This window comes from Paenibacillus sp. FSL H7-0716, assembly GCF_038002705.1.
In the GTDB taxonomy this organism is placed as follows: domain Bacteria; phylum Bacillota; class Bacilli; order Paenibacillales; family Paenibacillaceae; genus Paenibacillus_AQ; species Paenibacillus_AQ odorifer.
Window position 1 is genome coordinate 79,992 of record NZ_JBBODA010000007.1, and the last position, 22,241, is coordinate 102,232.

The window sequence follows — 22,241 nt, forward strand, 5'->3', positions numbered from 1 at the left end:
TTTGAATTAAATACGAGGCTATGGCATCAACCAGAATCGGTGTTGTTTATCATTATTAATTTGTTTAAAGGTCACAGCTATAGTCGCACTTACATTCTAATCACCACTCTTACACATACTCCCACTAATCACTTTTGCTCCTATTCCTTACCTCAATCCCACTACTTACTCTTACTCTTACTCTTACTCTTCCTCTTCCTCTTCCTCTTCCTCTACTCCACTCCTACTCCTATTCCTTACCTCAATCTCACTACTCACTCTTGCTCCTACTCCTCACCTCACTCCTACTAATCTCTCTCTTACTCTTCACCCTACTCCTTACTTCCTACTCTCACACCTGCCCCCTCCTCCTCTCCCACCAACCGAACCTAAAAAAGGCCCCCATAAACGAGGCCTTTTCTTCATTTCCTAATCATAGCTCGGAACACGAATTTGGGCAGCACTGCCTGTCTGCGCCATCGCGACTTTTGTCCCTTCGCAACTGGAGCGAACAAAAGTCGATGCAACCACTCCAGATTGAGTTTTTTCCATAGCGCTGGTGCAGGAGTAACTTTTCCCGCTATTACATCCAAGCTGCCCCCCACGCCAAAAACAACTTTTACCTGCGTAAGCTCCTGTTTGTGCTTATACCCATTTGTCAGAGTATGGCGCACCCATCGCAACGATCAGGAAATCCGGCTGTGCACGCTGAATCTCTGATATAATGGCAGGCTCCTCATCCTTGGTAAGAAAACCATTATGTCTTCCTGCAATCTTCACATTCGGATATAACTCCGTGATCTTTTCGACCGCTTTACAGCTGGTAAGCTCATCTATCCCCAAGAAATAAAAACTCCATCCCAAGCTATTTCCTTGCTCCAAAAGCTCAAGAAGCAGCTCATATCCAGTTACCCTCTCAGCAATAGGATCGCCTTTTCTTTTTGATGCCATCACAATGCCAATCCCGTCAGGAGTGATTAAATCCGCTTCTTGAAGTATGGTTCGTAGCAGCTCGTCCGATTGACTTGTTATCGTAATTTCCGGGTTAGCCGTGATCAAATGGAAAAGTTTAGGTTCTCCAGATTGAATATGTTTTGTTAGATGAAGTGTTGTCTCATGTAGTGTTAGTTTTGAAAAGGGAACTCCTAATATTGAAACTGTCCCGTCCATATAATCACCTCTCACTAAAATTTCACTTCAATATACCTTACCATAATCAAGAGGAGGAAGGGGGGGCATTTAAGTTACTTAATCACTACAGCCACTCACCCGAACACTATAGCCACTTCAACCACCCGACCATTCCACCACCCTAGCCACCACAGCTACTACGCTACTACAGCCACTACAGTCCACCATAGCTTCACCTCATAATAACCACTTCACTCCCTCCGCCACCTCTCCAGCCACCCCAGTTACTACAGCACTACAGCCACTACAATCCCCCATAGCCACTTCACCTCACAATAGCCACTTCACTCCCTCCGCCACCTCTCCAACCACCCCAACCACTCAACCACTACACTCACCCTATAGCTCCATTCACTCCTCCATAAACTTCCACCACTCTACTAACCAAGGTTCATCGATCCCACGCATGCGGAATTCCTCTACAAGTATCTTCCGGAATCGCTTTTCCATTTTGACAAAGTTATTATCCTCTTGGTACATAGGGGCAAAGGATTCATCATCTCTAATAAAACTCCAAAAATCGCCCGCACACTCCATAATCTTTCGGCCGACAGTCGTTTGTTTGGCTACAGGTACCAGCCATTTGTCATAGGGGTAGGGGTAACCTTCAATAGTAACGGCACAGCGTAATGCTTCTTTATAAAGAGAAACCGCTAAAAATAAAATAGGAAAGGCGTCGCCACGCACTAACGGATTATCTAAGCTTTTGGCATAACTTCTTAACTGTATGTATGAATTCTTACGAAATCTCATTAGGACTTCAGGTTGGAGGGGCACATAGGCATCAAAAAGTGACTTTACATCCAATCGGTCATAGTAGATATAAGAAATAGAAGCATTCCACAGCCATTCCATATTTCCGCTCATTAATGCCGCTTTGATTTCTGAAATTTTATGCAGTGTGTAATGTCCGGACTTGCCACTGGGGAGTCGTAAATCCATAAAAAAACTACTTTGCTTCGGGATCAGACCTGCTTGCTCGAACCGATGATTAACGCTGCTATAATACTCGTCCTGACAAATAATGATTACATCCACATCCGACTGCTCATCCACCACCCCAAGTGCGGTCGATCCATCAAGGAGAATACTTATCCGCTGACTCTCCTCTTTCATTAACGGATGATTTAGAATTTCTTGCGTGATATACTGCCCAATTTCCTCTAACAATTTGCTATGAAGCTGCGTCTTATCAGGTGTTAATAAAATATCCGACAACACTGATTTCACCATCTCAACCCCAACCTCCAATCAATCTCAATTCTCCAGAAAAATAAAACGCTTACACATAACCTAATATTTGGATAATGGAGTACCATTCTACACTCCTAATATATATCTTGCAAGGATAAATGAAGTACCCTTTTGCCTAAGCCTAAATATAATGAAGTATCTATTAACTTGGAAAGGGGTAAAAGCATGGCGCAGCCAAAAGTGATTGCTACAGTCCGCTCTGCCGGACCGATCGGAGATATAAAAGTAAATGTCGTCACGAATCGAGTATACTTTGTAAACCCAGACACCGAGGCTGGAACTATCGGGGTATTGGAGGGCAGAACTAATCGCATTATCGCTCGCATCCCTGTAGGAAGACTGCCGTCTCAGCTCGGAATCAACCCCCAAACCAACCGGATTTATGTACCTAACTTCCGTGACGAAAACGTATCTGTCATAAACGGGCGGACAAACCAGGTAATCAAAACTGTCAAAGTAGGCCGATTCCCAGACAATATCGGAGTAAATGTTCGAACCAATTTAATTTATGTAACTAGCGCATTCGGAACCCTATTCGTCATAGACGGGAAAACAAATCAGGTCCGTAAAAAGATTGAAATCGGTGGGCGCCCTTCCAGAATCGTTATCAATGAGCTTACCAACCGTGTCTATGTGACCAATACTGTAAATGATAGCGTCACCGTCATTAACGGAACTACACAGGCTATCATTGCGACAATAAAAGTCGGAAATAACCCCGTGATAGCGCCAGCACTTAATAAAATTACCAATCGTATTTATGTCGCTAATAACTTAAGCCGGTTTCTTTCTGTGATCAATGGCCGAACCAACAAATTGTTGCGTAATGTACAGCTGGGACGTTTGCAAAGCGAGGTCGTTATAAATCCGCTGACGAACCGTATTTTTGTTTCGAGTGCACAAGTTGAAGGTAAAGGAAAGCTATTCGTCATCAATGGAAGTAACAACAAAATCATTACAACAAAGGTTCTTCCTACTTCCTCCAACATCACCATTAATCCGAATACAAATCATTTATTTGTGGGTAATTTCGATAAAAATCATGTATCCGTTTATAACGCCACCACGTTTAAACGGCTGGCAAGATTCCCCTCTGTATCAGGCAGCACTGTGCTAAACCCGCTCACAAATAGAATTTATGTAGGTGGAAACGACTCCATAACAGTCATTCAGGATGGACCAAGACTCACTCAGAGTTCTATTTTTAATTAAGACAAAAAAGACGCCCACCATAGGTGAGCGTCTTTCTGCATAGCAAATTACATCGATCTAGCGGATGAAACTTGTTTAACAGCCACTTTTTCCTCGACTGTTTCTGTGTCCTTAGGCTGTATTCCTCTTTTTATGAAGAAAGCTAGGATAAAGGCAATGATGGCAACGCCTACTGACACTAAGAACGCATCATTAATTCCTTCGATCGTTGCTTTTGCGATGACTTGGTTTTGAATACCAAGCAATTGCTCTGCAGAAGGTTTAGCCGTTAATTTACTCACAGCTTCTGCTACCATATCTTTGACATGTGAAGTGGTACTGTTAGACATAATCGTTACAAGCAGCGCCCCGCCAATCGCCCCGGAGACTTGCTGAATCGTACTGTTCATGGCTGTACCATGCGGTGTATATTTAGCCGGGATGGAGTTCAGACCATTGGTCATCACAGGCATCATAACCATTGAAATCCCGAACATTCTCACAGAATACAAAATCATAAGTGTCGAATATTTCGTTGTTTCAGTTAGATCACTAAAGAAATACGTACTGATCACTACGATAGCCAGACCGATTAACGCCAAGACTTTGCCGCCGAATTTATCGAACAATTTACCTGTGATTGGCGACATAACCCCCATAATCAACGCACCAGGCAACATTAGGAGTCCCGAATCCAGAGGTGAAATACCTCTAATATTTTGCAGGTAAATCGGCATTAACATCATTGCTGAGAACATCGCCATATTCAGTGTAATCGAAATCGCTGAGGATAAAGCGAACATCGGATATTTGTACACTCTGAAGTTAAGCATAGGCTCCTTCATTCTCATCTGGCGCATAATGAATATCACTAAACCAATAACCCCGATAATAAGGGTGGAGTAGACCATTGGATCATCCCATCCTTTATTCCCAGCGGAACTGAAGCCGTATAGAAGACCCCCGAACCCAATCGCTGATAGAACTACAGAAAGAATATCGATTTTAATAGCCACATCTTTTTTAGGATCATGCAGTTTGAAGAAAGCAAGAATGAACACCAATACGGCGATCGGTGCAATCATAAAGAACAGCACAGGCCATTCATAATGCTGAATAATCCATCCTGACAGGGTAGGACCAATGGCTGGTGCAAAAATCATAACCAAACCAAACATCCCCATGGCCGAGCCGCGTTTTTCAGGTGGAAATGTAGTGAACAATACATTCATTAACAATGGCATCATAATTGCGGCCCCTGAGGCTTGGACCATTCTCGCAATCAATAATACAGGGAAACTTGGAGCAAAACCTCCAATAAAGGTCCCTATTGCAAATAATCCAATGGCGATTAGGAATAACCGTCTCGCTGTATACTTTTGAATTAAAAAGGCCGTTGAAGGAATCATGATCCCGTTCACTAGCATATAACCCGTCGATAACCACTGTACCGTTGAGGCACTGACATCAAAATCCTTCATAATCGATGGTAAAGCTATATTGAGTAAGGTGTTACTCAGTAAAGCAACAAATGCACCAATCATAAGGATTGCCAAAATCCCATAGGACGCTTTACTTTCTTTCGTTTTCATTTTGGAATCCTCCATTCTATAATAATACCGTCGGTTCAAATTTGAACTTATGTTACAATGAAGAATATATTACTCTTATATTTACTGCTTGGCAAGTCAGAATTCATTTAAAAACTAAATTGTATTAAGTGGAAATATAAGCTAGTCTATTCTACGTGAAGAGTTTTTTTGCACAAAAGAGTCCAGCTTAAAGGGGCACCTAAGATGATAAATAAACGAAAAGAGCAAGTAATTCAAAAAGCACATGAATTATTTATTGAAAAAGGCTACCATGCTACATCCATACAGGACATTCTGAATCACAGCCGGATCTCCAAAGGATCTTTTTATAATTATTTTCCTTCCAAGGGGGATCTCTTTAAAGCTGTATTCACCTCTATTCATGACCAGCTGGAAGAAGGCAGAAATGGACTGCTCATTGGCCAGGACCCCTCTGACATTGATATATTTGCTAAACAAGTTCAACTGGTTATGAAAATCAATAAAAAAAATAAATTGCTGCAGCTGGTTGAAGATGCCCTGGTCTCCAATGATCCGGACTTAATTACATTCATCAAAAAAACTAAATTCACCTTATTAACCTGGGTGCATGAACGTTTCCTGCATATATTTTCTGAAGATAAGAAGCCCTATCTACTGGATGGAGCCATCATTTTTACGGGCATCTTGCAACATATGCTGCAAATTAACAGTGCCATGAATGAAGTCATTACCTCTCAACAAATCATTAATTATTGCACTACTCTTATCCAGACGATTGTTGAGGATGTAAGCAAAAAAGGAATCCAGCTTATCTCCCCCGATCATGTAGGGAAACTATTGCCTGTTGCTGAATACACTGATTTTTTTAATAATGATTTATCGTTTGCGACCGTAAGCTTAAAAAAAATCATAGATAAATCATTCGCCGCTGATGATCCTAGCCTGTCCAATGCACTAAAGCTGTTATATTTTATCCAAGAAGAGATCATGAACAACAAGGAACCAAGAGAGTTCTTAATCGAAAGCGCCCTGCTCTCCTTAAAAATGTGCCCTCAGTTTAATGAAACGAAGGAATTTGCGCATTATCAGACAGTGTTATCTGCAATGCTCTAAGCACAATCAAAGTATGGCTTCAATCATTTAAGCGTATTCTAAACGCAAGGCACGAAACTAAAAGTGTGGTGACCGATTTGTTCAAGCTTTTATTAATCGAAGATGATACAACGCTGTTTAATGAGATCAAAGAACGGCTTACGCAGTGGTCTTATGATGTATATGGCATTCAAGATTTCAACAATGTTACGCAGGAATTCACGGAAATCAAACCTGATTTAGTGATAATTGATATCCAATTACCCAAATTCGATGGATTTCATTGGTGCAGAATGATTCGCTCTCACTCTAATCTGCCGATTATCTTCTTATCCTCCCGGGATCATCCGACAGATATGGTGATGTCCATGCAGCTGGGAGCCGATGATTATATCCAAAAGCCCTTCCATTTCGATGTACTCATTGCCAAGGTGCAAGCCATTCTCCGGCGGGTGTACAATTACAATACGGATAACATTGAACTCAAAACGTGGTGCGGAGCCACTGTCGATTATGAACGGAATTCAGTGACCAACGACACGGGAACGATTGAGCTTACCAAAAATGAGATTTTCATATTGAAATTGCTCATTGAGAAAAAGAATAAAATCGTCACCCGAGAGGAATTAATTAATAGCTTATGGGACGATAAGCGCTTTATTAGCGATAACACCCTTACCGTCAACGTAAATCGGCTGCGCAAAAAGCTCGACGAGCTTGAATTAGGGGCGTTTATTGAGACGAAGGTTGGACAAGGGTACGTAGCCATTGAAGAGGATTGTCTATGATTAAAAAGTACCTGCTCGAAAGACTCAGTTGGATTCTGCTCTTTCTTTTTGTACATCTATTTATGCTCTTTATCACCTTTATGGACCCGACCATCCCCCTTTCTTCAGTACTCTATCTGGTCTCTTTATCGATAATTTTTTTCGTGATTTTCCTAGTCATTCGCTATCCTAAGGAAACCAGATTTTATAAAAGCTTAAATGAGCGCGACGATGATCTCGATCTGACAAGCATCGCTCTTGCCGAAAGTCCTTTTGAGAAAATCATCGAAGAGAGCATCACCAATCAAGTGAAATTGTTAAAGCGGACTGCTTCAGACAATTTAATGAATTTGGAGCAAGAGAAGGATGAGCTGTTATCCTGGATTCATGAAGTGAAGACTCCACTGACCGCAATGCATCTAATGATTGAACGTATAGAAGATGATGTTATGAAGAGGCACTTGACCTATGAGTGGCTGCGTATTCATCTGCTGCTGGATCAACAGCTCCATCAAAGACGGATACCATTTATTGAAAACGACCTGTATATGGAGCAAATTGATATAGAAACGCTTATTTTTAGTGAGATTAAGACGTTACAGTCTTGGTGTATTCAAAAGGGAATCGGCTTTGAGTTGAACTTGGAAGCTGCCGAAGTGCTTAGTGATGCTAAATGGCTGGCTTTTATCCTCAGACAACTCCTAACCAACGCCGTAAAATATAGTGAAGCTTCTGATATTACAGTGAATAGCTACCAGCAAGCTGAACATATCGTTCTTGAGGTGAAGGATTGCGGGCGCGGGATAGATCCGAAGGACCTGCCGCGCATCTTCGATAGAGGGTTTACTTCCACTACTGTACATCGCGACAATGCCGCCACAGGCATGGGCTTATATTTAGCTCAGAAAGCAGCTCAATCCTTACTCATCATTATCGGAGTTCAATCCAAGCTCGGAGCGGGATCAACATTTACTCTAACCTTCCCACTCAAAAATGAATTCGTTAAAATCTCAAGCATGTGACAACAATGTCACATGCTTTTATATTTTGTTCGGGCAATCGCAGGATAAGAACTATAAACTTTTTTATAATAAAGCTATAAAAGAAGAAACGAAGGAGTGAATCATTATGGCAATTCTAGAAGCTACTAAAATTCATAAAAGCTATGGCAATAAATTAAACAAACAATCCGTGTTAAGCGGACTCGATATTCGTATAGAAGAAGGCGAATTCGTTGGTATCATGGGGCCTTCCGGTTCAGGTAAAACAACCCTACTCAACGTACTCTCGTCGATCGACAAAATCAGTAACGGATCTATTACCATCGAAGGCAATGAAATCTCCAATATGAAAGAGAAGCAGCTTGCTGAATTTCGCAAGAATCATTTAGGTTTTATTTTTCAAGAATATAATCTCTTGGACACGCTGACGGTAAAGGAGAACATCCTGCTGCCACTATCCATTACCAATACACCCAAGAAAGCCGCCAATCAGAAATTCGAAAGTCTCGCAAAGGAATTGGGGATTTTGGAATTAAAAAATAAGTACCCCAATGAAATCTCTGGCGGTCAAAAACAACGTACCTCAGCAGCTCGTGCCTTCATTCATGATCCAAGTATTATTTTTGCTGATGAGCCTACCGGGGCACTGGATTCTAAATCCGCTTCTGATTTATTAAATAAACTAAGTGAACTCAATCAAAAACGAAAAGCAACCATCGTTATGGTTACACATGATCCAGTAGCTGCCAGTTATTGCAGTAGAGTTATTTTCATAAAAGATGGCAAGATCTATACACAATTAAATAAAGGAGAACAATCAAGACAAGTTTTCTTCAACGACATTATAAAAACACAGGGTGTATTAGGCGGTGTGCAGAATGAGCATTAATGTATTAATGATTCGAAATCTGCGAAAAAACATTCGAAATTACTACCTATACGTGTTTGCGCTAGTTTTTAGTGTGGCCTTATATTTCGCCTTTGTCACCTTGCAATACGATCCCTCGATGGATGAGCTGGAAAGCTCTATCAAAGGGGGCGCAGCCATCACGGCTGCCTCGGTTTTACTAGTCGTAATTGTCTCTATTTTCCTGTTGTATGCTAATACGATCTTTATCAAACGACGCGGTAAAGAAATTGGCTTATTCCAGTTAATCGGAATGACCAAAAATAAAATTTTCCGCATTCTTTCGGCAGAGAACTTTATCCTATATTTCGGTTCCTTGATCCTAGGGATATTGGTTGGCTTTTCTATCTCAAAATTAATCCTCATGATCTTATTTAAAATAATGGGGGTCGATGCTATAGCCTCCCTTCATTTCTCTATTGAAGCTTTGATTCAGACATTGATCGTATTCTGTGTGATTTATCTTTTGATCATGCTGATGAATTATGGATTTATTAAAAGACAAAGCATCTTATCCTTGTTCCGGGTGACCTCAACAACAGAAGGTACAGTGAAAAAGTTATCCTTCTTTGAAATGATCATAGGGATTATCGGAATTGGCCTAATCCTACTGGGCTATGTGCTCTCCTCTAAATTACTTACCGAAGACGTAACCTCAATGAATCAATTGGCTATATCCATGATTACTATTTTGGGATCCGTCATTATTGGGACCTATCTATTTTATAAAGGCTCGGTAAGTTTTATTTTTCATATCATTCGTAAGCGGAAAAACGGCTATCTGAACATTAGAGAGGTTCTATCTCTTTCCTCCATTATGTTTCGCATGAAATCCAATGCCGTATTATTGACCATCATTACAACGGTATCGGCACTAGCCCTGGGTTTATTATCCCTTAGCTACATTTCCTTTTACTCTGCTGAGAAAACTTCCAAGCAATATGTCCCAACGGATTTTGTATTCACGAATGCCCAAGAGGCTGAACAATTTACAAAGATTCTAACGGCAAATGATTTAGTATTTACAGAAAGAAGGACCCAAGTCCTTCAGGTCGATGTAGATGTTGAAGAGATTCTTGATAAAAAACCGGACGGAGACAATATGTTTTCAAATATTATGACCTTGGCTGTCATAAGTGAAAATGCACTTGAAGACGTTGATCTAACTCCAGATAAAGCTTATTTTACGAAATCAAGCAGTGCACTGGATAATTTTATGACTATGAAAGACAAAGGAGCGATTGAACTCAAAGGGTTACATGAGGTTTTTCCACAGGATTATAAAAGATTAGATATCGAAAGTCCCATTTCAGGGTATTACACAGGGGGTGGCTTACCGGTTGCAGTTGTAGACGAATCGATCTTCAAGCGCTTAAAAAAGGATTTAGATCCTGCCCTTCAAAGAGGATCCTCCCTTAATATCGGGATTGATATGAAAGTCCGGGCCAGCGTTGAACAGGCAAATGAACTTTTCAAGACCTTGAAATTTGATGAGAAAAACAAACAAGACTCTCAATTAGAGTCGATAAAAGGTCAAAAACAAAATATGGGACTCATTATGTTTATCGTTGCTTTTCTGGGGTTAACCTTCTTGATTACCTCCGGATGTATTCTATACTTTAAACAAATGGATGAAAGTGAAAATGAAAAACCTAACTACACCATTCTGAGAAAGCTTGGGTTCACGCAAGGTGATCTGCTCAGAGGTATACAGATGAAGCAATTGTTCAATTTCGGTATTCCATTAGTCATAGGTTTGCTTCACAGCTACTTCGCCGTTAAATCCGGCTGGTTCTTATTCGGCACAGAGCTTTGGACACCGATGATTCTGGTGATGCTGTTATACACTGCTTTGTATTCGATCTTTGCGATATTGTCCGTCTTCTATTACAAAAAGGTAATTAAAGAGGCGCTTTAAAATAACGAAGGTGTTCCAAAAGCCATCATGGCTTAGGGACACCTTTGTTTGATTTAACGCCAACGGGATCCGTAACGCTCAGAGGACCTGTGGAATCCCTCAGCTATTCACAATTCCCAATACAAATCCATCATAACCTTTGCTTCCCACCGTCTGAATGGCAGTAGCCGAAATTCTAGGCTCTTCAGCCAACAGATCATAGAATTTCCGTACGCCTACTACACGAGCGTCTTCGCTATTTTCGTTAATGACCTCACCTTCACGAATCACATTATCTCCAAGGATCACCGTTCCGGGCTGGGAGAATTGCAGCGCCCACTTTAAATAGTTAGGATTATTCGGTTTATCGGCATCTATAAAAATAAAGTCGAAGGGTTCACCGCCCTCTTGTTTCATCTGAGACAGTTGCTCTAATGCATCCCCTACACGAAGCTCTACCAGATGATCCACCTCGGCAAGCGATAGATTAGCTTTAGCTACCTGCGCATGAATGGGATCCAGCTCCAAGGTAACTATCTGTCCGTCAGACGGCAGGGCTCTTGCCATCCAAATCGTACTGTACCCGCCCAAGGTGCCAATCTCCAAAATCCGGCGTGCACCTTTCATTTGCACCAGTAGATTCAGGAATTTCCCCTGACTAGGCGAAACATCAAAGGGCGGCAACCCTGCCTGTTGATTGGTGACCAACACTTCTTCTAACACAGAGTCCTGTGGAATCAGGCGCTCTGTAATATACTGATCGACTTTATCCCAAGTAGTCGTTTGATTCATATTTATCACTTCTCCTTTAGTATTTGTTCATGGTTCAAATCCGGAGACAAAGGCGATGGCTACGTTCCTACAGTTCCAAACCTCCTCTCCATTACTCCTTTCCCTAATCTCATCTTTCCAAGTTCTTCTTTATATCTGTATTGTAAATCAGTTATAATCATAAATATAATATATCTTTAAGTATAATTTATATATTTAATATATGAATTGAAGAATGGGAGTTTAACCATGAACCTACATGCCTTACGCTTATTCCATGTAATCGCATCGACAGGCAGTGTGACACGCGCTTCAGAAATTTTAAATATAAGTCAGCCTGCCATCACTGCGCAGATTAAGAAATTCGAAAAAGAACTGTCCTTTGCCCTATTTAAACCTCAAGGCAGAGGAATTGCTTTAACGGATGCAGGGGAAGAGCTTACTCTACTCGCCAAGCGACTGTTCGCCGTAGAACAACAAATTGAGCAATTCGCTCAAGATTATGTTAACGGCACTAACGGGAGTATCCGTCTAGCCGCCACGTATTTACCTGCTCACTTTCTCATTCCTACCTGGATTGCAAAGTTTAAGCAGCAATATGAACAAGTGGAGATGATGATCACCACTACTAACTCAAGTGATGCCCTCAAGCAGCTGTTAAATGTAGACGTGGACATAGCTATTTATGGAGGAATCGCCGAGGCTTATCCAGATACAATCCAGACAGAGGAGTTATTCCAGGACGAGTTATGGTTTGTAGTCGCACCCGATCATCGTTATGCCAATCAGCAAGTTTCTCTATTCGAAATGATGAAGGAACCCTTCGTTATGCGTGAAGAAGGGAGTTCAACGCGGGAGCGATTATTATCTTTATGCCGCACATACAACACACCCGCTCCTATCATCTCTTTGCAATTTAATGGACTACATGAAGCCATCAAAGCCGTTATCGCCGGATATGGCGCAAACTTCGTTTCTTCATTAGTCGTACGCAAATATGTAGAGCGTGGAGAATTGTGCCGAGTATATGTAGAAGGAATCCATCTGAAGAACACCATTGCGATCTGTACACGTAAAAATGAGCCCTTATCAGCAGCCGCAGTGAATTTAATTGAGATGATTCGTCACAATCCTTATACGATATAGCGGAATGATCGCTCATTCCCAACAAAAGAGGCCTTCCCTTTCGGGAAAGCCTCAAAGTTTCTTTTTTACACCATCCGATCCAATTTAACTTCAAACGCACCTCCAGTTACATAATCCATATACCTAGTATTTCCATCGAAATCCAAATAAGCTTGATAGCGGGTACGAATAGCCGCTGCAGAAATCAGATCCAGCACCTTCTCCTTGGCTACCCACATCACTTCAGATGTTTCCTCCGAAGTACTTAATTCTCCACCCACAGGCTTGCAGATAAAGTCTAACATCACCTTGGTAGGAACATCCGTCTCACCGTCATACCATTTATGCATACCTGTATTCGAATACACGCCAATCAATTGAGAAACAACGACATCGATTCCACTTTCCTCTTTAATCTCGCGAATTAGTGCATCTATTAGGTTTTCTCCAACTTCCACTTGTCCTCCAGGAAATACCCACCCACCATGATGTGTTTTTACTAAAAGAATATCTCCCTCTTCATTTATTGCAATTCCACCCACCGCTACAATATGTGTTGGCCAAGCCATAGATAGCACCTCTTTTTTTAGAAGAGTCTAGCAATTTATCGATAATCTGTAAACGATATTTTTCTATTCCATAACGCTTTAAAAGCTTCACACTGTTCTATTAAATCATCAAATTTCCCTTCCCCAACAATGGACCCTTGATCCACTACCAATATCTTATCCACGTCTTTTATAAAATTAAGCCTATGGGCCACAATGATGATAGTTTTGTCCTTAAATTCATTCAAAATCGTCTCCATAAGACTTTGCTCAGTGATATTATCAAGCGCTGACACGGGCTCATCCAGAATTAGTATATTTCTTTTTTGGGCAATGATTCTGGCAAAAGCTAATCGCTGTCTTTCGCCTCCTGATAATTTGAGACCTTTTTCGCCCACCAAAGTATCTAAGCGATCCGGCAAATGGCTTACTTTTTCCTGCAAATGAACTTTTTCCAGAATCTCATATAGCTCTTCATCGGACAGAGTATCCTCATCGAATACAATATTATCCCTTATCGTAGCATCAAAAATCGGCGTGTCTTGGGACAGATAGGAAATATGATCATAGTAGCTATTCAAACGAATCTCATCGATATCCTTACCGTCCAGTAAGAGTTCACCTTCGCCCTTTTTTAATAACCCCACAATCAATTTAATCAGCGTAGATTTCCCGCCTCCACTTAATCCGACAATAGCAACAGAAGTTCCTCGCGTAAGCGAAAATGACAGGTTATTCAGAATCTGCACATTCCCATAAGTAAAGGACACCTCCCTAAACTCAATATTGCCTTGGAGCTCAGTGATGGCTTCTCCGGATTCCAAGTTCTTATCTTCTGGGGCAGCAATAAATTCCTCGAATCTTCTGTAGGTCACTTTGTTCAGTCTGCAATCTACAAATAAAACATTAAAAATGGCAATGGGGGTATAAATTTTATCGATGAACATGAACAATGCGACCACAATACCAAGGGAGGTCTCGCCTGCGACAATGCTTTTCACACCATAAATCAGGACAACAACTTTAATGATCGTGACAAATAACTCGAATATAGCGAAAAAAGCTTCATGAATCATTTTTAGCTGAGCATTTTTATGAATGATAGTGCGTGCGGTCTGGCTTAATTTATCGATCTCTTTCTCATACCTCTTGTTGGTTCTAAAGACGACCAATTCCATAAACCCGCGGATAGAGAATCTGGACATCTTTTCTTGCTCTTGGAGAATGGCAGCCTTCATCGCATACATAAATTTCAACAACAGATTTGTTATCAGAAAGACGACCACATAGCCAGCTGCAATCACTAACATGATCCTCAGATCATAGAAGCTGATAAAGACTAAACTGAATAGAAGAGTAGGTAATAGCTCATGTAGTGTTTTGAGAAAAAAAGAAAAAATAATACTGTTTCCAGCCGCTGCCCCGTTCTCGATCACCTTAATCATTTGCCCTGTTCCCATATCCTGATACGCTTGATAATCCATTTTTGATATTTTGGACAGTGCAATAATCTTTAACCTCTCCGTGATGCTGTTCGATAAAAACACACTCGGGTATTCGTCTATATAATTCAGGATCGCCACCCCAGCCAGCAGAGCCCCATACACCATAATTAATGTTGCTATTTCATCAAAACTGTTGATTACCGTGGCCTTATCTAATATTTTTTGAAAGACAACAACACCTAAACTACTTAACAGCTGAATGGCAAAACCCAATAAAATATAACTACCTACCCACCATTTTAGGTGAGCTAGACTCTTCTTTAACATATCGTTTATCCCCTCTTTTAATTGAATGCAAAAAAGCCAGGCGCCCCTATCCCACTGTAAAAAACCATCCACAAATAAACGGTTCTCTAAGTTAAATAGGTTAAGTGCCTGGCTCTACAAAAACAGCTGCCTATGGCACCGTTCAAAGCTCTAGTTAGTTGTAATCAAAAGGGTAGACTCCCCCCTTGATAGCTGGTACGCGTTTCACCCAGCCCGATAACTAGTTCCTTGTAACGGTACGGAAAGACATCCATTTCACCTCAATTAAAAGAATTGACCCTATTATAATTCTGTAAGCCTTTTTATTCAAGAATTACGTTTAACGATACGTAGTCCAGCCACTTGGCCAACCTTATGTCCTTCATGAGAAGCAAACTTAATCTTAACCGCTGATTTGCCGCTAGTAATGGTCTGCGGGAGTTCATAGCGAATCGTCTCCAGCTTATTCATCTCCTCAGACTCAAGAGTGCCTACACCAAGTTGCTCCCCATCCGCCAAAATATCGAATGCCAGCGAAGTATCGTTCGACTTCAGATACGTGACCACCAGATCCACTTGCTCATCCGGCAAAACTTCCAGCGTGAAGGAGAACCAGCCATTGATCCAGCTGTCCCGATACTTACGATTGTGGATTTTACCTAAGCCTACAAATTCACCTGTGAAATTATGATCGCGTTCAGGCTGCATTTCAGCAGGTTGTACCGAATCGACAGTTAACTGCTCAAGCAGCAAGTTATTCTCCACGGCTTCGCGATACTCAGCCTCTGCCAGCTTCCACTCTTCCGGTGTGAATAAATCCCAATACACGGAATAACGATGATCATGCATAGGGTAGAACGGACGAAGCTCATGATCCCCTGTATACCCTAAACCTTTCATCCGGAACACATTTTTGCTCACATTAGATTGGATGAGGTTGTCCGTCAGTGTGTCCCGATCTCCGATTAATACGGAAGCAAGGGCGCGATCGCTATTGGTCTCTGCATTTATAGGCCCAAAATCACCTGCGAGCACAAGTGGACCGTAAAGGAAGGCAACTCGGTTCGGATTATCCGGCATCGTCTCGATTCTCACCGACATCGGAATATCGTATTCGACAACGTCACCATCCTGCCATTCTCTATCCAAAGCAAAGTAGTTAGATTTGCCTACATTTACTTGAACGTCTTCACCATTTACGCTAACACTCATCCCTTGCTCAGCCCAGTAAGGATACCTTAGCTTTAATGTGAATTTCGTTGGCTGTGCTGCACTGATCCGCAGTACACCTTGTCCCTCTGCCGGGAACTTGGTCTCTTGCTGCAAGCTAATGCCTTGCTCTTTCCAAGCCACTGTAGAAGGTACGTACTGATTGACATAAAGCTCATCTGCACTATGGAAGTATATCGCCGAGCCATACATAGAATGGCTTTCCATTCCCGAGCCTACACAACACGTAAAGCTTTCGAACTGCGAATTAAACGATTTATGTCCACCCATCTCGAGAGATACGAAGTAACATACCCGGCCATCTACCGGCTCCTGAGAGGCTAAGATGTGGTTATACATCGCACGTTCGTAGTAATCCGCATACGCTGCATACGCATCCCATTGGAACATATGCTTGGTCAGCTTCAGCATGTTGTACGTGTTGCATGTCTCACATGAACCTTCACCCAATCGATCATTTAACTTATCCGGTTCACCAAAATGCTCATTATAGCTGTTGCCGCCGATCACATAAGAATGATGATTCACGACCCGATCCCAGAAGAAGCGGGAAATACCTGCATAATGCTCCTGCCCTGTTACCTCATATTGTCTAGCAGCTCCGATGATTTTTGGAATCTGTGTATTAGCATGTCTTCCAGCTAGGGTATCTTTTTCTATAGCAAGATCATTAAGCACTTCCCCATGGTAAAAGCTTTCCGCTAACGCGAGGAAACGATCATCCCCGGAATCCTCTGCCAAATCCGTCAGCGCTTCATTCATGCCGCCAAACTCACAACGCAGCACCTCTTGGATCTGATCTTTACTCAGCCCTGCAAAAATATTCTCAAGCCACAGCCCTAGCTTCGTTTCAATAACGAGCGCCTTCTGATTGCCCGCCAGTCGATAAGCATCGCGAAGACCTGCAAACAGCTTATGCATCGTGTAAAGTGGCACCCAACCTCCGTTGAGGTCAAAGCCCTGTGAGCGAATGTCGCCTGCCTTCACTTCCTCAAATAACTCCTTGCCACGAGGAATGCCGGAAATAAAGCCATTGCCATGCGCATCCTGACATTGCTCTAATTCATCTACTACATAATTCACGCGTTGTAGCAGCTCTTCATTTCCCGTAGAGGCATACATTAACGCACATCCAGAAATATAATGGCCTAACGTATGGCCGCTAATCCCCTGAGATTCCCAGCCCTCGTAGTGAGCAGCCTTAGGCTCTAAGCCAGCATATTCGCGAAAACGCGACAGAAGCCGATCTGCCTCAAGCTTGAGTAAATAATCAGTATTTAACTCCATCGCATGGAGAAGTGGACCTGAATCAATTCGTACGTTCTGTAGATCAAAAGCTTGCGTCTTCAATGAAATCGCTCCCTCGCAATCTTGTCAGGGTTAGATGACAAGTGTATATTTGTATCCATAAGATAACACCGGAACGTTGATTTGTCGGTAGATCAGTCGTACAAATAGTGGACAAACCCGACTTATTGATTGCTAGGAGGACCGCATGAGCTATTTAAAAATAAATGCAGATGTACCTGTTCATTTTACAGCGGCAGGTGAATTTATCTCAGAAACACCATGGAAGCATGTGGAGCGTGTTATGGGGAACTACGAACTAATCATTGGCGTGAACGAAACGGTATATTTGAGTGAGGAAAACAAACAATTTGAAGTAGGCCCTGACGAAGCTCTTCTGCTCATGCCTAATCGCACACATGTCGGCTATAGAGAGTCACGACCCGGGGTTAAGTTTTATTGGTTTCATTTCGAACTGACAAACGGAGGGTTATTACTGAGTGAGGAGGAAATGAAGCCTGAGGCAGAAGAAATCTTTTCGCGCACACAGCGCTTATGGTCCGTACATGATCTATATCTGCCCCAAATCATAAAAATCGAACATAGTGACCGGATTCATATTCTGGCGAATCAAATCCTTCATGTGGCCAACTCGGGGTATTTAACCTATTCCAGCGTTAATTATTTGCTGACCTCGCTTTTAATTGAGCTGTCTGAGCATGCACTTCAGCCGTTCGCCAGTAAGCTGATCCGCGCACAGCAAGATGTCACCTTCGTCAAAATAGCTGAGTGGACAAGGATACATGCAAGCGAACCGCTTACCGTGGCCATCATCGCGGATAAATTCAATTACAACAAGGACTATTTAGCTCGGCTATTTAAACAGCATACCTCCATGGGGCCATTGGAATATATCCATTCAGTACGTGTGACTAAAGCGAAGGAGCTACTAACCAGAACCGCATTAAGCGTGAGGGACATCGCGACAGAGACGGGGTTCACCGACGATAAATATTTCATGCGCCTCTTCCGAAAATACGAAAACATGACGCCCACCCAATATCGTAACGCTTATCATAAGACGTTTATGAATAATGACTGAAGTAAAGCCACCCCTAAATATGGAGTGGCTTCTTGTTTGGATATTGTCTATCGGATAGAATGAACTTCACACCAATTACGTAGGAATTGCAGATTAGTATTGAAGTAATGATCGTTTTGCCACCCACAACTCCAAACCTGTGCGTTCCCTGTGTGCAGACCCATCAACCATATCTCCCGGATAGCAACAAATATAGGGATAGCCTTTAAATCGTTCTCAGATAATACTTTATGCTTTTGGTATGACTCCAGGAAAACAGTCCATTGTTCATTGTCAAAATGCTCTCGTTCTTTCCCTCTAACCCTTGACCACAAAAACACGGAAACATCATAGGCCCTCCAGCCAAAACCTCCGCAATCAAAGTCGAAATGAGTCAGGGTATCCTCGTAGAAATGTACGTTCGCTCCATGAAGATCACCATGACATGCCCCCCAATCCAGCTCTGATGAGATTTCAGCTATGCTATTTGCCAATACTTCCGACAAAGATTCTAGATAATCGATATCCTCTTGCCTGTGGGATAAAGGCTTGCGAATCGATTGAAGCGATTCTTTAAGCAGATGATCCAAATTAAGCGTAAATCTTTGCTGCCCACATTCGAAATCATCCATAGCCAGATGCATCTTAGCCACTTGTTCACCGTATAATTCACAGCTAGCTTTTTCATCGGAATAATTGCCTTTTGCAAAAGTAAACAGAACTGCGTAACGTGTTCCTTCAGGAGCCTCCAGCTCAATTAGGTAACCACCATCCTTGCTGATTATCGGAGCCGATACAGGGATATTCTTCTTATTTAAGTGATTCAATAACTCCACTTCAAAATCAATCTCATGTTTATTTCGCCAATGAGCTTTATAGATCCTAAGAATGTATTTATCAATAGAGGTCTTTAGTAAATAGGTATCATTAAGTCCGTTCTCATAAAAACTACACTCCAGAACATCCCCGATTTCATAAAGATCATTAATTACGGGTACTATGGCATGGGAAGAAATTACGGAATGATACACCGGTAGTTTCAGCATATAAATCACCCTTCAACGTTAATTGCTACTCACTATTTATTTTCACGTTTAGCCCGTATAAAGGCGAGGGATTTATTAAATATAGCTAAACTTTCCGCATCGTTAATTTAATTGCTCTATAATGCTCTGCGACGATATTGATCGTCTAACAAACTGAACCATACCAGTCTGGACAAGTAAAATAACCAAGAAATACAGGAAAATAGCACCCCAAGGGAATTGGTATTGAATGTAGGAAAGCCCCCCCCATATTCCCTGCACTCTTACTTATCATGTATCCCATTAGATCGCCCGTAAAAAGAGCCATCGTAAAGCTTCCAACCACTAAAAATCCTGTTTCATAGGTTAACATAGCCATTAATTGTTTTCGGCTCATTCCTATGGCTTGCATAAGGCCTAGCTCCCCTTTTCTTGCAGAAATAGTGGTGATTATGGTGTTCAAGAGATTGATAATACTGAATACTGCTATAAAAACCATAAAACTATACACTGAAATAGTGATAGTTCTAAAAGCAATTCTATTGGATTCCACAACTTCGGAAAAAGACAATAATTTGAGTGTATCCTCATTGAGAATCACACCCTCTTACTCACTCTTTATTAACTCTTCATTCGATTTATCCATAGTAATAACTTCGTAGCTCTTATTGCTATTAAAAGGGGCTGCAGTTTGCATTACTTTGGGTGGAAGATAAAATGAAGTTCCTGAATTCTTATCCGGAATATCTCCAATGATCTCAAAATCATGTTTGGTCTTCTCCTGATCATTAGCAATTATGAATGAAATATGATCACCGACAGCGTAATGAGCCCCGTAATAATCTAAGTCACTACTGGCACTGTTCAAGAGAATGTAGGATGCATCCGATGAATCAACATCCGGGATCTTCCCCTCAGCCAAATGACTACTCCATCTTTCGTTGTTTAACGTAGGGATATTCTCAATACTGACTATCGCGGCCCCGTCATCCGTTTTTATTCCTTCGATAGCAGCTTCAATATACTGATGTTCGATTACGTCCTCAACTTCATTTATAGCTAGGATTTTATTTTTTAAAGAAGTAGATAGTTGCCCTTCCGTCTGAAGATCACTTAATGAGGTTGTTTCAGAATACAACTCATTATTAATTTGAATATCAAACCGACCATGATTCGGAAAATATTTCTCTGCTTTTGAGATTGGATCGACCGAGTTTAACAATGTCCCCAAGGAAACAAATAGTGTTCCGCTTAAAAAAAGAGACAGCAAAGTTAACACCGTCTTTTTCCTGCTTCTTGATAAGTTCAATGCAGCTAAAGAAAATGGTGTTAGTCTTTTAGAGTTTCTTTTCTCCTTTTTTGTATTAACATCGGCATCTACATGTCTAATCGCTGTTATAGGGGAGATTCTTGATGCGAATTTAGATGGTGCGTTTAATGAGGCTCTAACTGTTACTTTGGTGAGCAAACCTGCTAAAAAAGCAAGTGAAAAACTTGGAACTGCATTCCAGTGAAAGCCACTTAAAATCCAGCTCATTAAACATCCAAAGATAACTCCAATAGGGATATATTTTCTTGAAAGATTTTCCCCTTCATATAGAACTAGCTGTTTTATCTGCCTTTTTGTTGCACCGATTGCTCTAAGTTGTCCGTATTGTTTAATTCGCTTAGTAATTGAAATATAAAAGATATTGTAGATGACAAGCCAACAAGCCAGTGCGATAATCAGCATGATAGACAAGATGGATATCACAGTGCTTCCTGACAGATTATTACTGTCCACATTCACATTATTGATCTGAACATTTCTCTCAGAGATACCCATTCGCTGCCCTATTTCTTTGATTTTCGACTTCAGTTCCTCGTTGGAATAACTGCTGCTATTGTTGATGCTAATTGCCGCGGAGTAATCCTCTTTGGAAAGAAACGGATCCGCCTCAACGAACGCGCTTGATACCAGAGCATTGTAACCCATTCGATTCTCGTTTCCTGATGCGGTTGTTTGCAGAATTCCAGAAATCACAAATTGGCTGGTTTGAAATTCTTTGCTGGCATTGTTTCTAAATTGCAAAGAAATAGAATCGCCAAGCCCCAGGCTTCGATCATCGGATAACTGAAAGTCTTTTTCTATTGCAATTTCATTTTCTTTTGTGGGGAATTTTCCCAGAACGATATTAGCATTTGATAAATCCATCATGGCTTGATCCGTGTAGAGAATGGACAATAAACGTTCTTCTTTTTTCTCTCTGCCTATTTCCTTATAGAGTCCGATTTTATTAATTTCCTCTATTTCTTTCAATCGTAAGATTTCATTGTTATTGAGATTATAGAATAAAGCTTGGAAATTCGACTCATGTTGTAGGTTAGTAAAAGAATTATAACCAAAAGTCATTACAACAGTTAATAAAAACGCAGCTAAGGCTATCACACTGCCTACAAAGTAATTTTTGGTTTTTTCCGCTTTTAAATTCGCTTTTGCAATTCTTATCATTACTGTTTTATTCTGTATGAACATTGATACATCATCCTCCTATCGTATAACGAATATTCCTCCCTTTGCATCTTTAAGT

The 22,241-nt window shown here is 41.3% G+C and carries 17 protein-coding genes and 1 pseudogene; 8 read left to right on the forward strand and 10 right to left on the reverse strand.

Annotated elements, in window-relative coordinates; all coding sequences use genetic code 11:
• Positions 1-401: 401 nt before the first annotated feature.
• A pseudogene (locus MHH60_RS11630) lies at positions 402-1,149 on the reverse strand (WecB/TagA/CpsF family glycosyltransferase).
• A 372-nt stretch (positions 1,150-1,521) separates the two neighbouring features.
• Positions 1,522-2,403: a nucleotidyltransferase domain-containing protein gene (locus MHH60_RS11635; RefSeq protein WP_076134857.1), complete on the reverse strand. Its 882-nt coding sequence runs from the start codon at positions 2,401-2,403 to the stop codon at positions 1,522-1,524.
• Between the two features lie 186 nt (positions 2,404-2,589).
• On the opposite strand from MHH60_RS11635, the gene MHH60_RS11640 reads away from it, so the two are divergent.
• Positions 2,590-3,636 (forward strand): YncE family protein, encoded by a 1,047-nt coding sequence (locus tag MHH60_RS11640; protein WP_076134856.1) that lies wholly within the window; start codon positions 2,590-2,592, stop codon positions 3,634-3,636.
• 47 nt (positions 3,637-3,683) lie between these two features.
• Here the strand turns inward: MHH60_RS11640 and MHH60_RS11645 are convergent, their stop codons facing one another.
• Positions 3,684-5,207 (reverse strand): DHA2 family efflux MFS transporter permease subunit, encoded by a 1,524-nt coding sequence (locus MHH60_RS11645; RefSeq protein WP_076107430.1) that lies wholly within the window; start codon positions 5,205-5,207, stop codon positions 3,684-3,686.
• Between the two features lie 204 nt (positions 5,208-5,411).
• Here MHH60_RS11645 and MHH60_RS11650 point away from each other — a divergent pair, with 204 nt between their 5' ends.
• The 5 genes from MHH60_RS11650 to MHH60_RS11670 all read left to right on the forward strand — a co-directional run bounded on the left by MHH60_RS11650 (position 5,412) and on the right by MHH60_RS11670 (position 10,874).
• Positions 5,412-6,302 (forward strand): TetR/AcrR family transcriptional regulator, encoded by an 891-nt coding sequence (locus MHH60_RS11650; protein WP_256715103.1) that lies wholly within the window; start codon positions 5,412-5,414, stop codon positions 6,300-6,302.
• A gap of 77 nt (positions 6,303-6,379) precedes the next feature.
• Positions 6,380-7,069 (forward strand): response regulator transcription factor, encoded by a 690-nt coding sequence (locus MHH60_RS11655; RefSeq protein WP_076134855.1) that lies wholly within the window; start codon positions 6,380-6,382, stop codon positions 7,067-7,069.
• A complete protein-coding gene (locus MHH60_RS11660; protein WP_076134854.1) occupies positions 7,066-8,070 on the forward strand; it encodes a sensor histidine kinase in 1,005 nt (334 codons plus the stop codon). Before MHH60_RS11655 ends, MHH60_RS11660 begins: the two co-directional genes overlap by 4 nt.
• A 106-nt stretch (positions 8,071-8,176) precedes the next feature.
• Positions 8,177-8,938: an ABC transporter ATP-binding protein gene (locus MHH60_RS11665; protein WP_038568421.1), complete on the forward strand. Its 762-nt coding sequence runs from the start codon at positions 8,177-8,179 to the stop codon at positions 8,936-8,938.
• Positions 8,928-10,874, forward strand: coding sequence for an FtsX-like permease family protein (locus MHH60_RS11670; protein ID WP_076134853.1), 1,947 nt, complete (start codon positions 8,928-8,930; stop codon positions 10,872-10,874). Before MHH60_RS11665 ends, MHH60_RS11670 begins: the two co-directional genes overlap by 11 nt.
• Positions 10,875-10,973: 99 nt before the next feature.
• On the opposite strand, the gene MHH60_RS11675 is transcribed toward MHH60_RS11670, so the two are convergent.
• The gene (locus tag MHH60_RS11675) at positions 10,974-11,645 is read right to left on the reverse strand and encodes an O-methyltransferase (protein WP_076134852.1); all 672 of its coding nucleotides are present in this window, start codon (positions 11,643-11,645) and stop codon (positions 10,974-10,976) included.
• A 228-nt stretch (positions 11,646-11,873) separates the two neighbouring features.
• Here MHH60_RS11675 and MHH60_RS11680 point away from each other — a divergent pair, with 228 nt between their 5' ends.
• Positions 11,874-12,770: a LysR family transcriptional regulator gene (locus tag MHH60_RS11680; RefSeq protein WP_076134851.1), complete on the forward strand. Its 897-nt coding sequence runs from the start codon at positions 11,874-11,876 to the stop codon at positions 12,768-12,770.
• Positions 12,771-12,835: 65 nt separating this feature from the next.
• Here MHH60_RS11680 and MHH60_RS11685 read toward each other — a convergent pair whose 3' ends face one another.
• From MHH60_RS11685 to MHH60_RS11695, 3 genes are all read right to left on the reverse strand, one after another.
• Entirely contained in the window at positions 12,836-13,318 is a 483-nt protein-coding gene (locus MHH60_RS11685) for an NUDIX hydrolase (RefSeq protein ID WP_076134850.1), read from the reverse strand.
• Positions 13,319-13,353: 35 nt separating this feature from the next.
• Complete coding sequence (locus MHH60_RS11690) at positions 13,354-15,069, reverse strand: ABC transporter ATP-binding protein (RefSeq protein ID WP_076134849.1); 1,716 nt, start codon at positions 15,067-15,069, stop codon at positions 13,354-13,356.
• A gap of 306 nt (positions 15,070-15,375) precedes the next feature.
• Positions 15,376-17,628, reverse strand: coding sequence for a glycoside hydrolase family 127 protein (locus tag MHH60_RS11695; RefSeq protein WP_076134848.1), 2,253 nt, complete (start codon positions 17,626-17,628; stop codon positions 15,376-15,378).
• Positions 17,629-17,773: 145 nt separating this feature from the next.
• On the opposite strand from MHH60_RS11695, the gene MHH60_RS11700 reads away from it, so the two are divergent.
• The gene (locus tag MHH60_RS11700; RefSeq protein ID WP_076134847.1) at positions 17,774-18,667 is read left to right on the forward strand and encodes a helix-turn-helix transcriptional regulator; all 894 of its coding nucleotides are present in this window, start codon (positions 17,774-17,776) and stop codon (positions 18,665-18,667) included.
• 47 nt (positions 18,668-18,714) lie between these two features.
• On the opposite strand, the gene MHH60_RS11705 is transcribed toward MHH60_RS11700, so the two are convergent.
• The 3 genes from MHH60_RS11705 to MHH60_RS11715 all read right to left on the reverse strand — a co-directional run bounded on the left by MHH60_RS11705 (position 18,715) and on the right by MHH60_RS11715 (position 22,162).
• The gene (locus MHH60_RS11705; protein WP_076134846.1) at positions 18,715-19,692 is read right to left on the reverse strand and encodes a phosphotransferase; all 978 of its coding nucleotides are present in this window, start codon (positions 19,690-19,692) and stop codon (positions 18,715-18,717) included.
• Positions 19,693-19,837: 145 nt separating this feature from the next.
• On the reverse strand, positions 19,838-20,272 hold the full coding sequence (locus tag MHH60_RS11710; protein ID WP_256715102.1) for an FtsX-like permease family protein: 435 nt from the start codon (positions 20,270-20,272) through the stop codon (positions 19,838-19,840).
• Between the two features lie 6 nt (positions 20,273-20,278).
• The gene (locus MHH60_RS11715; RefSeq protein ID WP_341161133.1) at positions 20,279-22,162 is read right to left on the reverse strand and encodes an ABC transporter permease; all 1,884 of its coding nucleotides are present in this window, start codon (positions 22,160-22,162) and stop codon (positions 20,279-20,281) included.
• Positions 22,163-22,241: the final 79 nt, after the last annotated feature.